The 14,182-nt window shown below is 50.2% G+C and carries 13 protein-coding genes; 6 read left to right on the forward strand and 7 right to left on the reverse strand.

Annotated features, from left to right (window positions below):
• Positions 1–25 precede the first annotated feature (25 nt).
• The 7 genes from ACI77B_RS07005 to ACI77B_RS07035 form a co-directional block, all read right to left on the reverse strand.
• A complete protein-coding gene (locus tag ACI77B_RS07005) occupies positions 26–1,078 on the reverse strand; it encodes a methyltransferase domain-containing protein (protein WP_409336169.1) in 1,053 nt (350 codons plus the stop codon).
• Between the two features lie 383 nt (positions 1,079–1,461).
• Positions 1,462–2,814, reverse strand: coding sequence for a dicarboxylate/amino acid:cation symporter (locus ACI77B_RS07010; RefSeq protein WP_409336170.1), 1,353 nt, complete (start codon positions 2,812–2,814; stop codon positions 1,462–1,464).
• Between the two features lie 12 nt (positions 2,815–2,826).
• Positions 2,827–3,585 carry a LamB/YcsF family protein gene (locus tag ACI77B_RS07015; RefSeq protein WP_178263997.1) on the reverse strand — a complete coding sequence of 253 codons (759 nt, stop codon included), beginning with the start codon at positions 3,583–3,585 and terminating at the stop codon, positions 2,827–2,829.
• Between the two features lie 257 nt (positions 3,586–3,842).
• Complete coding sequence (locus tag ACI77B_RS07020) at positions 3,843–4,811, reverse strand: D-2-hydroxyacid dehydrogenase (protein ID WP_409336171.1); 969 nt, start codon at positions 4,809–4,811, stop codon at positions 3,843–3,845.
• Between the two features lie 54 nt (positions 4,812–4,865).
• Positions 4,866–5,831, reverse strand: a complete 966-nt coding sequence (locus tag ACI77B_RS07025; RefSeq protein ID WP_409336172.1) for a biotin-dependent carboxyltransferase family protein — start codon at positions 5,829–5,831, stop codon at positions 4,866–4,868.
• Positions 5,828–6,562 (reverse strand): 5-oxoprolinase subunit PxpB, encoded by a 735-nt coding sequence (gene pxpB / locus ACI77B_RS07030; protein ID WP_409336173.1) that lies wholly within the window; start codon positions 6,560–6,562, stop codon positions 5,828–5,830. Before pxpB ends, ACI77B_RS07025 begins: the two co-directional genes overlap by 4 nt.
• 343 nt (positions 6,563–6,905) lie before the next feature.
• Complete coding sequence (locus tag ACI77B_RS07035) at positions 6,906–7,838, reverse strand: LysR family transcriptional regulator (RefSeq protein WP_409336174.1); 933 nt, start codon at positions 7,836–7,838, stop codon at positions 6,906–6,908.
• 209 nt (positions 7,839–8,047) lie between these two features.
• Between ACI77B_RS07035 and ACI77B_RS07040 the strand changes: the two genes are divergently transcribed.
• From ACI77B_RS07040 to ACI77B_RS07065, 6 genes are all read left to right on the forward strand, one after another.
• Positions 8,048–9,349 carry an aminotransferase class V-fold PLP-dependent enzyme gene (locus ACI77B_RS07040; protein WP_409336175.1) on the forward strand — a complete coding sequence of 434 codons (1,302 nt, stop codon included), beginning with the start codon at positions 8,048–8,050 and terminating at the stop codon, positions 9,347–9,349.
• A 208-nt stretch (positions 9,350–9,557) separates the two neighbouring features.
• Entirely contained in the window at positions 9,558–10,919 is a 1,362-nt protein-coding gene (locus ACI77B_RS07045) for a carboxyl transferase domain-containing protein (protein WP_409336176.1), read from the forward strand.
• Complete coding sequence (locus tag ACI77B_RS07050) at positions 10,901–11,053, forward strand: hypothetical protein (RefSeq protein WP_409336177.1); 153 nt, start codon at positions 10,901–10,903, stop codon at positions 11,051–11,053. Before ACI77B_RS07045 ends, ACI77B_RS07050 begins: the two co-directional genes overlap by 19 nt.
• 4 nt (positions 11,054–11,057) lie before the next feature.
• Complete coding sequence (locus ACI77B_RS07055; RefSeq protein ID WP_178262790.1) at positions 11,058–11,477, forward strand: biotin/lipoyl-containing protein; 420 nt, start codon at positions 11,058–11,060, stop codon at positions 11,475–11,477.
• Between the two features lie 9 nt (positions 11,478–11,486).
• Positions 11,487–12,887: a pyruvate carboxylase subunit B gene (locus ACI77B_RS07060; RefSeq protein WP_409336178.1), complete on the forward strand. Its 1,401-nt coding sequence runs from the start codon at positions 11,487–11,489 to the stop codon at positions 12,885–12,887.
• Positions 12,888–12,907: 20 nt separating this feature from the next.
• A complete protein-coding gene (locus ACI77B_RS07065; RefSeq protein WP_409336179.1) occupies positions 12,908–14,047 on the forward strand; it encodes a glycerate kinase in 1,140 nt (379 codons plus the stop codon).
• The last annotated feature ends 135 nt before the right edge of the window (positions 14,048–14,182 follow it).

Consider the following 14,182-nt stretch of genomic DNA (forward strand, 5'->3'; position numbering starts at 1 on the left):
TGTGCAGAGGAGAGAATGAATACGCCTAGCAGCAGCATCCGCCTTCGTCATCACCGCCATCGTCACAGCATCCGCCTTCTGGCTCTTCAAACCATCCGAAGTGATGGCTGCGGTCGCCGAAAATGGTGAAGTACTTGCTGAATCTGGTGTGCTCCAGCATGGCACAGGTATTTCCGGAAACGGAAACCGGCAGATCTTTATAGAATCTGTGGTTCATGTCCAGATCCCAGTTATGTTCATGTCCTTCGATGCCGCCATTGTAGCGGACAAACTGGCCGTAGTTTTCTGCGGCGTCTTCGATGTAATCCGGAAGTTTGACGGCGCGGATCGTATCAGAAGTGTAGCCGATATTTCCGACCTTGGCTTCGATTTCTTTGTTGTTGATCGGTGCCGGTGTGCAGGAAACGACGCGGTAGTCGTTCCAGCCTGTTTTATACAGCATTCTGCGGAAATCTTCTACGTACATGCTTCCGCCCAGGCACTCACCCAGAAGTACAGGATCGTGGTTGATTTCATCTGGAACTCTTCTGTCTGCAAAAATATCACTGAAGTAGAGTTCTCCGCCCTTCTTCAGAACGCGCCAGATTTCGCTGAAAACCTTCTGCTTTTCATCGGCAAGATTGATGACACAGTTGGAGATGACGACGTCGACAGACCCGTCTTCAATTCCCGCGCTTTTCAGATCCTCGATAAATCCTTTTTTGAACTCAACATTATCAAATCCCCATTTTTCAGCCATTTCCTCTTTATATTTATTCGCAATGGCGAGCTGGTCGTCGTTCATGTCGATGCCGATAACGTGTCCTTCTGGCCCGGCGAGTTTTGCCGCAACATAGCAGTCACGGCCTGTGCCGCAGCCCAGGTCCAGAACGGTGCATCCTTCAAGTGCGTCCGGAAGCGGAGATCCGCAGCCGTAATACTTCGTGAGGATCTCGTCCGGCAGCTGGGCGGAAATTGCTTTCACCTGATCGCTCATGCCGTGGGAAGAACAGCAGCAGACCGAAGTCTCCAGCTGGCCGTTCTTTTCCGTGCTGACACTGCTGTAATATTCCTTCACTGTTTCGTGTGTATCACTCATTTCATATCCTCCTGTCTGTAATTAATCACTTTCTCCATTCTACTATATTTTCCGGGGAATAAACAGCTAAAGCAGAGGGCAGCGTTATTGATATGACTAATAGTTAGTGCGGATGGGATTGAGAGCATAATTGGAATTGTGAAGAATAGGATTATAATACAGTTATATGGAAATAGCACATCGTAATGGAGGCAGAATATGGAAACAGCAGATAGAGAAGCTGTTTGCATGTGAGTATGCGCGAAGGGAGCCGGGAGGCGTTCTACGCAGAGGCTGCTGCAGCTCACAGAAAAACCCGGGCATCCGCACAGATTTTGTTCGTGTGTGGTAACCCGGGTTTTCTGTTCATGATTCAAAGAAGGGAACAAATATTTTCTGTCCAGTTAGGAGTTATAAACTTCCTCGTCCAGTTCGCCTTCTTTCTTGTTGACGATGACGTTTACTGTTGCGTCGCCGATAACGTTCAGCGGGAGCAGTGCCATCTCAACCGGACGGTTGATAGCTACAACCAGGGCGTAGCCGATGAGGCAGAGTTCGTTGGTCCAGCCCATTCCGGAAAGAACGGTGAAGATCATTGTGGTTCCTGCGATCGGAATAGCCGGTGTACCAGCTGCTGCGCAGATGGACAGGAAGGCCATGACGACCATGTTGGCAGGCGTAACGTGAATTCCAGCTGCTGTAGCGATGAAGGTTACGGCGAACATGTGCATGACGGTGGTACCGTTCATGTTGATGGTCATACCAGTTGGCAGGACAAAGCTTGTGATTTCCTTGCTGCATCCGAGTTCTTCTTCACAGGTCTTGGTGTTGATCGGAAGGGTAGCAGCGGAGGAGTTGGTGGAGAATCCGAATACGCCGACTTTGGCGATCTTCTTCATGAACTTGAACGGATTCAGGCGGGTTGTCAGCCAGATGCCGATCGGGTAGATGGTGCATACCAGGACGAAGAGGGTGAGCATAGCGCCGATGACGTATGCTGCTGCCGGCTTCAGGTATTCTGCTCCGTAGATCGCGAATGTACGGGAAATCAGGCAGAAGATGGCGAACGGTCCGACCTTGTTGATCAGGAAGTTCAGGTACAGGGTGATGATTTCATTCAGAGACTGGAGAACTTTCTTCAGCGGCTCTGTCTTTTCACCGAGCTTGTTCATGCAGAGGCCCAGAATAATTGCGACTACAACAACGGCCAGAATGGAGTTGTTTGTGCTGCATGCTTCTGTGATATTGGATGGAACGGCATTTACGATTACGGCAATCGGGTTGAATGCGTCGATTGTCTGCGCTTTTGCCACGGACTTAGGCAGGTGAATGCTGAAGAATCCGGCATTCTTCATGAGAAAAGCGACCAGGCAGGCAAAGAATGCGCCCGTGCAGTAGAACCCGAAGAATCCGATCAGGGTCTTTCCGGCGATTCTTCCGAGCTTGGTGGAGCTTGAGATGCTGTTCATCGCAAGGCTCAGAGAAACCAGGACCAGAGGAACGATGGCAAGCTGCAGTCCTTTCATGAACAGCTGTCCGATGATGTAGAAAATACCGATGGCATGAACGCCTTCTGGTACGGTGATGTCCTGGAAGAGGAGCATGTTGATCGTATTCCAGGTTTTCGTCTGTCCGGTATCCACCAGGTGCTGGTGGAGGAACATGAAGAGTAATCCCACGATGAGTCCGCCGATCAGGGCGATCATCATTTTCTTTATGACAGAAGCAGGCTTCTTGTCTGTTTTACTTTTTGCCATAGTATTTCTCCTTTACTCGAATGTCTGGATGGAGATGCCTTCATCCGTGAATGCCTTGCGGATTTTCTGAACGAAGAGAAGAGCCTTTTCGCCGTCTCCGTGAACGCAGAGAGTCTGTCCCTTGATGTCCAGTTCTTTTCCGTTGATTGATGTAACTTTTCCTTCTTTTACCATGCGGATGCAGCGGCGGATAGCCAGGTCCTCATCGGTGATCATTGCGCCTTCCATTTTGCGTGGAACCAGGGACAGGTCATCCATGTAGGCTCTGTCAGCAAAGATTTCACAGCAAGTGCGCAGGCCTCTGTCTTCTGCAATCTCTCCGAGAACGGCTCCTGCGCAGTAGTAGATGATCAGGTCCGGGTCGTAGTCCAGGACTGCGTCTATAATTGCGTTGGAAATCTGTTCGTCGTTCTGGCACTGGTTTCCCATAGCCCCGTGCGGAGCAACATGGTGAAGCTTCAGACCGTATGTTTTTGCGAAAGCGCCGAGAGCGCCGATCTGGTACTTTACGTAGTTCTTGACTTCATCATAGGAAAGGTTCATTTTTCTTCTGCCGAATCCCATCAGATCCGGATATCCAGGATGTGCGCCGAGGGCAACATGGTTTTCCGCTGCCATGCGGGCAACCTTATCCATGACCATCGGATCGCCTGCATGATATCCGCAGGCAGCGTTTGCGGCGGTGATCAGAGGAATGATGCCTGCATCATTTCCAATGGTGTAATTACCGAAGCTTTCGCCGATATCACTGTTCAGATCGATTTTATACATGTTATTCTCCTTCTGTTTGGAGCAGAAGATTCCGACATCCGCCTGACAGAAAACAAAATATTTGGTTTTCTGCTGTTTGATCGGGGAAAAGGCAGCGGATTCTGACTCTGCAGAGTCGGATCTTTTCTGCTCATAACGGCTGTTTGGCCGAAAAAATACAAGATCAGATAAAATTCCGGCCGGGAAGAGGGAATGAAAGAAGAGGAGTGTGTTCTGTTTCTGAACATCCCTTCTTTCCGGCCTTAATAAAGGTAGAGTTACTTGTTGACTACGTTGATCGGATTTCCGGAGAGGAATGCATTCAGGTTGTCAACCGTTGTGTTCATGATGCGCTGGCGGCTCTCTTTAGAGCCCCAGGACATGTGCGGGGTGATGATGCAGTTCTTTGCTTTCAGCAGCGGGTTGTCGCCCTTGATCGGCTCTGTGGATACGACATCCAGGCCGGCTGCGGCAACTTTTCCGCTGTTCAGTGCGTCGGCCAGATCCTGTTCAACGACCATCTGGCCGCGGCTGTTATTGATGATGATAACGCCGTCTTTCATCTTGGCGATGTTTTCTTTGTTGATGATTCCCTCATTGAACGGGAAGAGCGGCATCTGCAGACCCAGGACATCGGACTCTCTGAAGAGGGTGTCGAGGTCAACGTACTTTACGCCCATTTCCTTGGCTTCGTCACGCTCTTTTCCGTCGAATGCGATGACGTTCATGCCCAGTGCGCGTGCGATTGCCGCGGTGTGGATGCCGATATTTCCGCATCCCAGAAGTCCGTAAGTCTTGTCGGCAAGCTCGATCAGAGGGTAATCCCAGTAGCACCAGTCTGCGCAGTTCTCCCATTTTCCTTCATGAACGGTCTTGGAATGATGACCGATGTGGTGGCAGATCTCCAGGAGCAGCGCGATAGCGAACTGGCTTACAGAACGCGTTCCGTACACTGGTACGTTGGAAACCGGAATGCCTTTTTCCTTTGCGTAAGCGATGTCGATGACATTGTATCCGGTTGCCAGAACGGCGATGAACTTCAGATTCGGGCAGCGGTCGATGGTTGCCTTGGAAATCGGTGTCTTATTGGTGATCGCGATGTCCGCGTCTCCGATTCTCTCTGCGATTTCGTTTTCATCGGTGAGGCTTGTGCGGTCGTAAATAGTTGTTTCTCCGATAGCTTTCAGGGCGTCCCAGCTCAGGTCCCCAGGGTTTTCTGTATATCCGTCAAGAATTACAATTTTCATTGCGCAGCTCCTTTCCTTGCTGTGTGAATTTTGTCTGATAAAAATGGATAATTGCTATTGAAAATTCCGTGTGCCGTTGAGCTGCTGGTTCAGATCCATCAGTTCTTCCATGGCACGGCGGTAAACGTTATGCGTTGTGCGGATGTCCATCTTGATGAAATGGATATGGGTTCCCGGCATGGACTGGGCCAGAAGCGGAAGGTCCGTGCTGATGACGGTTCCGATCTTCGCGTATCCGCCGATGCCCTGACGATCGGCCATCATGATGATCGGCTGGCCGTTGGTCGGTACCTGGATGGAACCGAAGGCGATGCCGTCGGAGATGATGTTTCCGTCATGCAGACCTTGCAGAGAGTGCTGGATTCTCAGGCGCGCGCCCATGCGGTCGAAGTCGTTGGTGATTTCTGCGTCAAACCAGTAGAAGTCCAGCTGATCGTCGCGGGTGAACTCGAAATCCTGAGGCCCCGGAAGTACGCGGAGTGTGATCGTCTTCGCGCCGAATTTTTCCGGCCAGGCGTTACGCTCGTCCATATCCGGATATTCGGAGACTGGTTTCAGGAATCCGATCTGATCTCCTGTTTTCAGGTTTCTGCCTTCCAGTCCGCCGATGCTGTTTTTCATCAGTGTGCTGCGGCTTCCCATGACGACTGGGACGTCAAGGCCGCCTGCAAATGCAATGTAGGCTCTGCATCCGTGTCCGTTCATGCCTTTAAAGGACAGCTTGTCGCCGGCTTTTACAGAAACGGCCTGATACATCGGAAGCTTCTGTCCGTTTAATCTCGGCTGAAGATCGCCGCCTGTCACGCAGATGACGTTGTCCTGATCAAACCTCAGTGTCGGGCCGGTAAAAGCGGCTTCCAGACCGGCTTCACCATTGGTGTTTCCCACCAGGATGTTTGCGATAGCAAATGATCTGGTATCCATCGGGCCGGCAGGGGAAATACCGAATTTCTGGTATCCGGTTCTTCCGTAATCCTGTACGGTTGTCTGCATACCCGGAGATTCTACATAGATGCTCATTTCTCTGCCGCCTCCTTTTTATATGCTTTTACCTGGTAGGTTCCGGCTTCGACGTCCTTACGGATCAGGTCGTATTCGGATCTTGATACCGGAATGTATCTGGTCCATTCTCCTGCGTAAACCAGGAAGGGATCCTTTCTGGAGAAGTCTGTGATATTCAGCGGAGTTGTTCCGATGATGTTCCAGCCGCAAGGCTGATCGAACGGGATCAGGTCAGACAGGTTCTGCTGAACGACAACGGATCTTCCAGGAATCTTCAGTCTTGGTTCCGGGCGTCTCTTGAAAGCGAATGGCTCTTCAAATCTTGCCGCATATGGATGACCCGGCGCAAAGCCGAGCATGTAGACGTAATATAAATGTGAGGAATGCATCCGGATGACTTCTTCTGTGCTGCATCCCTGAAGACGGGCACATTCTTCCAGGTCCGGTCCGAGTTCGCCTTCATAGCAGATCGGGATTTCCTTGACCAGGGTGTTTTTGTCCTCGATTTCTGGCATGTCGTCCGCATGTTTCTGAATTTCCTCGCAGAGATTTTCATAACTCAGAATCATCGGGTCGTACTGAATCATCAGAGAAGAATAGGAAGGGATCACTTCGATAATTCCTTCAACAGGATGTTCATCCAGACTTTTCTGAAGGCGGAGCACCAGACGGTTTACATCCAGACTGATTTCATCGCCCATAACGACGCTGACAGCAGAATCTCCACAGAGTAAAATCTTACAGTCCACGAGATCCTCCTTTCATAATATTTTTCAGTTATAGATGGGATATGAGGACGGAGCAGAAATGATTTCTTTTGAATTGTCGGAATACAGTTCCTGCTCTGCTTGTCAACTTTCTGTCAAGGCAAATATATCAGATAATCAAATCTGCGTAAAATGAATATATTCAATGTAATATATACGAAAAATAAATGAATGCATATGAACTGGGGTGAAAAGAATAAAAAACGCCGGATTTGAAAACATGATTTCCTGAATTAGAAAAGAAAATTCACGGTGGCTTTGAAATCTATGTAAGATCTTTATATCTGTCCGGCGTTTGTTTTTGATAGCAAATCTGATTTAAAAATCAAGATTCAAAAATCCGGATACTGTCCTTGTAATCCCGGTAACTGTCGCGAAGGAAGGTCCGGAGCGTAAAGGTGAAATGCATCAGTGACTCGTTGACCGATGCGTTTTCAAATTTATTGCGGATCATATAGGTCACGCGTCTCGGCGGCTGGACCTCATTTCCGATGCGGCTGACATAGATATCCGACTGACTCTGGAGTTTACGCACCACAGAGAACGGTGCGATGGCCCAGGAGCCCGGTGCTTTCAGCAGGCACTGAAGCAGCAGATAGGTATCCGCTTCGATACCGGGGCGGCGGTCTTTCTGCACCCACTGGTTATGCCAGATTTCATAGCGGGACTCCCAGCTCAGGTAGATTTCATTATCCAGGTTCAGTTCATCGGTAAGAATGACCGGCTTTCTGACCGCGAAACTGTTATTCGGCTGAACGATGAACATATCTTCCTCGAGGATCGGTTCTGCTGTAATGCTCTTGTAATCCAGATAGTGGAAGACAAATCCAAGATCGATCTCATGATTTTCCAGCATGTCGTAAAGCTGTACAGAGTAATGGGTGCTGATATTCATGCAGAGTTCATTTCTCTTCGTATTCCACAGAGTTTCATATAGAGGAAGGAGAATCGCGCTGTTAAAGGTGTCGGTGCAGCCGATAGAAAGGTAGTGTCTCTGATTTTCTTCGCCGGCTTCTTTCATTTTTCTCCAGAGCGCCATCCAGCGCTCCGCAAGCGGGATAAAGTTTTCTCCGGCCGGAGTCAGGGAAATCTGCTTTTCTCCTTTTTCACGATTGACCAGGGGATAGCCCAGCTCGTTTTCCAGCTGTTTTAATCTCCGGCTTACGGTCGGCTGGGAAATGTAAAGGTTTTTTGCTGTCCGGGTAATATTTTTGGTGTTTACCAGCATGAGAAAGGTTTCAATATCTGTGTTATTCATGAGTTCGCCTCACAATCTTGTAAAAAGGAAAATTTAGTTTATGCTTTTGGAATAGCTTCCCTGCATTCAATGTTGTATAATACGTGACGCGTATAATATATCTTAATTTAATTCATTTTTCAACTATGTACATTTGTGTTATTGTTTTCACAGGGGAAAGGCAAGATGCCTTCAGGCATCCACTTATTATTGAATAGGAGGATAATACCTTGAGTAACGAGATTAAAGGTGTATTCTTTGACGATGAATACCAGAAGACTTTAGAAAATAAATTCTGCTATGCAGATGCAGATCCTGCAGACGGACACCGCCTCTTCTTTGAGAATTCCGGAGGATCCCTCAGACTGAGAGATGCCGTAGAGAAGAAAACCACGCTGGAAGCATTTCCGGACTGCCCGGAGAGAAACCGCGGCAGAGGTTACGGACTTTCCTATTATGTTTCAGAGGGAACGAAGGAAATCATGGAAGTCATCTTCGGCGCTCATTCCGGAGCTCTGATATCCGAACTTACTGCTTCCCAGTGCATGTTCCAGGCTGTTACAACAATCCTGGAAAATGCAGACTGGGGTAAGAATGCGGTTACCTCACTTCTTGAGCACCCTTCCGCTCATGACGCAGTAGAATATGCATGTAAGAAGACCGGAAGAGAGTTCCGCGAGGTTCCTGCTAATCCTGAAACCGGCGGAATCGATGTAGAAGAAGTTCTGCGTCACGTGGACAAGGACACCGTTCTGGTCAGCATCATGGCCGCTTCCAATATTTCCGGAAACATCATGGACATCAAGGAAATCTCCAGAAGAGTTCATGAGATCAACCCGGACATCTACGTGGTCAGCGATGCCGTGCAGCACGCACCGCACGCCCTGATCGATGTAGAAGACTGGAATGTCGATGTCTGCAACTTTGCGCCGTATAAGTTCTTCAGTGTGAGAGGCTGCGGCTACGCTTATGTTTCACCGCGTGTTGCTTCCATGTTCCACCCAAGATTAAAGTGCAAGGATGCGGATATCTGGCAGCTGGGTACACCGGCACCGGGCAACTTCGCCGCCATGATGGCAGTAATTAAATATGTCGCAGAGATCGGACTTCATTTCTCACCGGAGCTGAAGACCCTGAGAGAGCAGTATGCAGAAGGCATGAAGCACATTCATCTTCAGGAAAGAGCCCTTCTGTACAGAATGCTTGAGGGAAGCGATGAGGTTCCGGGACTCAGACATATCCCGGGCGTCATGGTTTACACCGACATTGAAGATCTGACAAAGAAAGACCTGATCGTTGCCATGGGCATCAAGGGAATTGAACTGCCGAAGCTCGCAGAGACTTATCTGAACCGCGGCATCACCGTGTTCGAGCGCATGAAGAGCAGCCCGTATTCTGAGCGCATCATCAACACACTGGGCATCCAGGAAGCCGGAGCCATCCGTGTTTCCCCGCTGCACTGCTACGGACCTTCCGATATCGATGAATATCTGAAGATCACCGCGCAGATCGCTAAAGAAGCTGGAAATTAATATCATATACACAACTCCTATACTTTTACTTCCGATAAGGCTGCGGAGGCGGCAGGACGACCTGTTCCGCCGCCTCCAGTTTTTTCGGACAAAAATCACCAGGCAAGAAGTAAGCCTTCGCATTAGTAAATCTATAATTTCAGAATATTGTAATAAAAAATAGAACCGGATCTGCAGAAGAAAATCCTGATTAAGAAAGGTTCTTCTGTTGGAAAAACAGGAAAGGAGCGGTGATGAACCGGCATCACAGCGTCAGATGAGAAAATCAGAAGAGAGAATACGCGCCGTTCTGGATGAGAAAAGTTTTATTGAACTTCGTGAACACACTGGCGGCGCGGCAGGAGGATATGGCCTGATAGAGGGCAGACTGGTCTTCATTTACGCCCAGGATCCGGATGATCAGGGCGGAATCATGACCCCGCGTCAGGCAGAGAAAATAGAAAAGATTTATGATATGGCTGAGAAAATGCACGCGCCGGTCATTGGACTGCTGGATTCAGCCGGTGTTCAGGTCGCAAGTGCTATGGACAGCCTCATGGCATTTGGACGGGTGCTCAGGAAAAAATCAGAATTAAAAGGAATAATTCCGATGATCACGGCTGTATTTGGAAACTGCGGCGGCAGTCAGGCAGTCTGTGCGCAGATGTCAGATTTCCTGCTGCTTGAAAATCAGGCTCAGCTGTATCTGATCCCATCCGATGCCGTAATCGGAAATAAGGATGAAGAGCTTCAGTCCGCGGATCATCAGGAAAAATCGGGAAATATTGATTTCAAGGGAACTACTGAGGAGCTTGCAGAAAAAATCCGCAGCCTGATTTCCTTCCTTCCGAAAGATAATCTCGGAGGATATGAATATGAACCGGCTGAGGACTCTTTAAACCGCGCCGCAGAGAATTTCTCACAGCTGCACGGCGAGAATGCAGTAATAGAGCTTGCGGATGACCGGATCTTCTTAAGAAGAAAAGCGCTGAGTGAAAGCGGAATTGCTTCCGGACTGATCCGGATGAACGGGCAGACGGTCGGAGTCATTGCCAATGAAAACCCAGAAGTTTCTGCAAAGGGACTGAGAGAAGCTGCAGAGTGGCTGCGCTTCTGCGGGGCTTTCCGGATTCCTATGCTCACGATCTGTGAGGCCTCGTCCTTCAATAGGGATGAAAGGAACGCAGCACATCTGCTTTCGTCCTGCCGCGAACTGATTTTCGCAAAAGCATGTGTCGAATCGGGAACGGTCACCATTATCAAAAAAGCTAAAGGCCTTCCGGGAATGCTGTTTGCAGGCCGCAGTGCGGACAGCGATCTGATCCTTGCAGAGACAGATGCGGAAGTTAAGGTCATGGACAGCAGGGCGGCCGCGGAAATCCTTGGCGGAAATGCAGAAGAATTTGATGCGGAACAGAACAGCCTTCAGGCGGCGGAGAACCGCGGACTTATCGATCTGGTCGTAAGGCCGGAGGAGATGAGGCAGCAGGTATGCGGAGCATTCGAGATGCAGTTTTCCGGCAGTGCCTATTCCCTTGCTGATCAGGCTTTGTCCGCGGAAAGGAAGAGAGCATGGAGCATCAGAAAGTAGAACTGGATGGTGAACTGCTTGCGGTGATTGCCGCTGCTGCGGTTCAGGCTTACCGGGAAGACTGCGGAGCAGAAAATGTTCTGGATGACGACATCATCGTCCGGTCGATCCGGCGGATAAGAAGATTGAGGTAGAATAATGAAAGAATATATTATTACAGTTAATGGCGTGTCATACGAGGTGACGGTTGAGGAAAAGGCTGCCGGAGGAAAGAGAAGGTCCGCTGCAGCTGCTCCTGCAGTTCAGAAAAGCAGAGAAGTTCCTGCAGCAAAACCGGAAGAGTCTGCGCCTGCTTCTGCTCCTCAGCCATCTGCAGCTCCTTCTCCTGCGCCAGCCGATGACGGATCTGCCGAGAATGTGGCTGCCCCGATGCCGGGAAAAGTCCTGCGGGTGCTGAAACATGAAGGTGAGACCGTAGAGGCGGGAGAAACCGTTCTGGTTCTTGAAGCCATGAAAATGGAAAATGAAATTCAGTCTCCGGTTGCAGGAACCATCGTTTACACGGCAGCAGAAGGTGAAGCTGTGGAGATGGGAAGCACACTGGTGAAGATTAAATAGGAGGCGGACATGGGAAAGGTAAAAATTACGGAAACCGTACTCCGTGACGCGCATCAGTCGCTGATTGCAACCAGGATGCCGAGTGAGGAGATGGAGCCGGTTCTGGATCTGATGGATGAGATCGGTTATTATTCGGTCGAGTGCTGGGGCGGCGCGACTTTCGACGCCTGCCTGCGCTTTTTGAAGGAGGACCCATGGGAGCGTCTGCGTATGATGAAGCGGCACTTTAAGCACACTCCGCTGCAGATGCTCTTCCGCGGACAGAATATCCTCGGCTACAATCATTACGCCGATGATGTGGTAGAATATTTCGTACAGAAGTCGATCGCCAACGGAATCGATATCATCCGGATTTTCGACTGCCTGAATGATCTCAGAAATCTCAGGACGGCAGTAAATGCCGCGAAAAAGGAGGGCGGACACGTGCAGATCGCCCTGTCTTATACGCTGGGCGAAGCGTATGACTTAAAGTACTGGGAGACGCTGGCAGGAAGAATTGAGGAAATGGGCGCGGATTCCCTGTGCATCAAGGATATGGCGGGCCTTCTGGTTCCGCAGGACGCGGAGAAGCTGGTAAAAGCCCTGAAGAGGGGAACCTCTCTTCCAGTCGATATTCACACCCATTACACGTCTGGAATGGCAGCGATGTCCTGTCTGAAAGCGGTAGAAGCCGGAGCGGACATCATCGACACAGCTTCTGCGCCATTCGCTCTCGGCACATCCCAGCCGGCAACGGATGTCATGGTCAGGGCTCTTCAGGGCGGCCCGAATGACACGGGACTTGACCTTAAGAAAATCATGCAGGTTTCTGACTATTTCAAACCATACCGTGAGGAATGCCTGAAAAACGGACTGATGAGCACCAAGGTTCTGGGCGTCAATGTCAATACGCTGAAATATCAGGTTCCGGGCGGAATGCTGTCCAACCTGATCAGCCAGCTGCATCAGGCAGGGCAGGACGGAAGACTGGAGGAAGTTCTGGAAGAAGTTCCGCGTGTGAGAGAAGATCTGGGCGAGCCGCCGCTGGTAACTCCGTCCTCACAGATCGTGGGAACCCAGGCCGTTCTGAATGTCCTGACCGGAGAACGCTATAAGATGGTGCCAAACGAAACAAAGAAGCTGGTCAGAGGCGAGTTCGGTCAGACCGTGCGTCCGATGAAGGAATCGGTTGTGAAAAAGATTCTGAAAGCGGGAGAAGAACGCATTACAGACCGCCCGGCAGACCATATTTCTCCACAGATGGAGAAATTCATTGAAGAAAGCGCGCCATGGGCGGAGCAGCCGGAAGACGCACTGTCCTATGCGCTGTTCCCGCAGGTTGCTGAAGAATTCTTCAAGTACAGAAGAGCCCAGCAGACCGGTCTTTCCGCCATGGCGATGGACAAAAAGAATAAAGCGTATCCGCTTTAGAAGCAAGGAGTGATATTCGAATGAAAATCGTGATTGCGATAGATTCTTTTAAAGGCTGCATGACATCTTCGCAGGCAGGAGAAGCCGCAAAGACCGGAATCCTGCGCGTTCTTCCGGATGCTGATGTAATTGTGCGTCCGATGGCAGACGGAGGCGAGGGCACGGTAGATGCCCTTGCTGCCGGTCGGGTAAAAGAAGACGCCGCTGCAGAAGTTCAGGGGCCTCTGGGGGACCCGGTCAGCGCTAAGTATGCGGTTCTGGACGGAAGTACTGCCGTCATGGAAATGTCCGCAGCATCAGGAATTACCCTGGTCAGAAAAGATCAGCTGAATCCATATAAAACATCGACCTATGGCGTCGGACAGATGATTAAAGACGCCCTGGACCGGGGATGCAGGGAAATCATCCTCGGAATCGGCGGAAGCGCGACCAATGACGGCGGCGCAGGAATGCTGCAGGCACTGGGCTTTGAACTTCTCGATGAAGAGGGCAGTCCGATTCCCCTCGGAGCAGAAGGACTTGGAAAACTTTCAGAAATCCGCACAGAAAACGCGGATTCAAGGCTTTCTGAATGCCGGATTCGTGTGGTTTCTGACGTGGGAAATCCACTGACCGGCGAGCAGGGATCCAGCGCTGTGTTCGGCCCGCAGAAAGGCGCGACGCCGGAGATGGTAAAGCAGCTTGACCAGTGGCTTTCCCATTATGCAGAAGTATCTTCAGCATGCGTGAAAGATGCCGATCCGGATTATCCGGGAAGCGGCGCGGCAGGCGGGCTGGGCTTTGCACTGAGAACCTTCCTGAATGCAGAGCTGGTTCCGGGTGTCGACCTGGTTCTTGATTTCACCGGCATGGAGGAAGTCGTAAAAGACGCAGATTATCTGATTACCGGAGAAGGGCAGCTGGACCGCCAGACCGTCATGGGCAAGGCACCGTCTGGAATTGCCGGCCTCGGGGAAAAATACGACATTCCGGTACTGGCATTTTCTGGAAGCGTGACCGATGACGCCAGATACTGCAACGATCACGGCATCACCGCCTTCTTCCCGATTCTCCGCCGCATCTGCAGTCTGGAAGAGGCTATGGACACAGAGACTGCGCAGAAGAACATGGCCGACACTGCAGAGCAGGTTTTCCGTGTAATTTCCGCGGGACAAAAGTAATCCGGCAAGGAACTATCTGACCGGCCGGCAGACGAAAAGTGCCGGCTGGTCAGGATTAATAATACCTTCTCTGCCTTAATAGAAAAATACGCATTAAATTAGTTGTTTGAAATAATATTGATTTGGAGAAAAGAA

Origin of the sequence: Eubacterium sp. F2 (genome assembly GCF_046244355.1) — a bacterium.
GTDB lineage: Bacteria > Bacillota > Clostridia > Peptostreptococcales > Anaerovoracaceae > Aminicella.

Bases quoted from the DNA above. Each gene is read 5' to 3' on its own strand.
- ACI77B_RS07005 (WP_409336169.1), bottom strand. From the start codon at position 1,078: ATGAGTGATACACACGAAACAGTGAAGGAATATTACAGCAGTGTCAGC.
- ACI77B_RS07010 (WP_409336170.1), bottom strand. From the start codon at position 2,814: ATGGCAAAAAGTAAAACAGACAAGAAGCCTGCTTCTGTCATAAAGAAA.
- ACI77B_RS07015 (WP_178263997.1), bottom strand. From the start codon at position 3,585: ATGTATAAAATCGATCTGAACAGTGATATCGGCGAAAGCTTCGGTAAT.
- ACI77B_RS07020 (WP_409336171.1), bottom strand. From the start codon at position 4,811: ATGAAAATTGTAATTCTTGACGGATATACAGAAAACCCTGGGGACCTG.
- ACI77B_RS07025 (WP_409336172.1), bottom strand. From the start codon at position 5,831: ATGAGCATCTATGTAGAATCTCCGGGTATGCAGACAACCGTACAGGAT.
- ACI77B_RS07035 (WP_409336174.1), bottom strand. From the start codon at position 7,838: ATGAATAACACAGATATTGAAACCTTTCTCATGCTGGTAAACACCAAA.
- ACI77B_RS07050 (WP_409336177.1), top strand. From the start codon at position 10,901: ATGGAGCATCAGAAAGTAGAACTGGATGGTGAACTGCTTGCGGTGATT.
- ACI77B_RS07055 (WP_178262790.1), top strand. From the start codon at position 11,058: ATGAAAGAATATATTATTACAGTTAATGGCGTGTCATACGAGGTGACG.
- ACI77B_RS07060 (WP_409336178.1), top strand. From the start codon at position 11,487: ATGGGAAAGGTAAAAATTACGGAAACCGTACTCCGTGACGCGCATCAG.
- ACI77B_RS07065 (WP_409336179.1), top strand. From the start codon at position 12,908: ATGAAAATCGTGATTGCGATAGATTCTTTTAAAGGCTGCATGACATCT.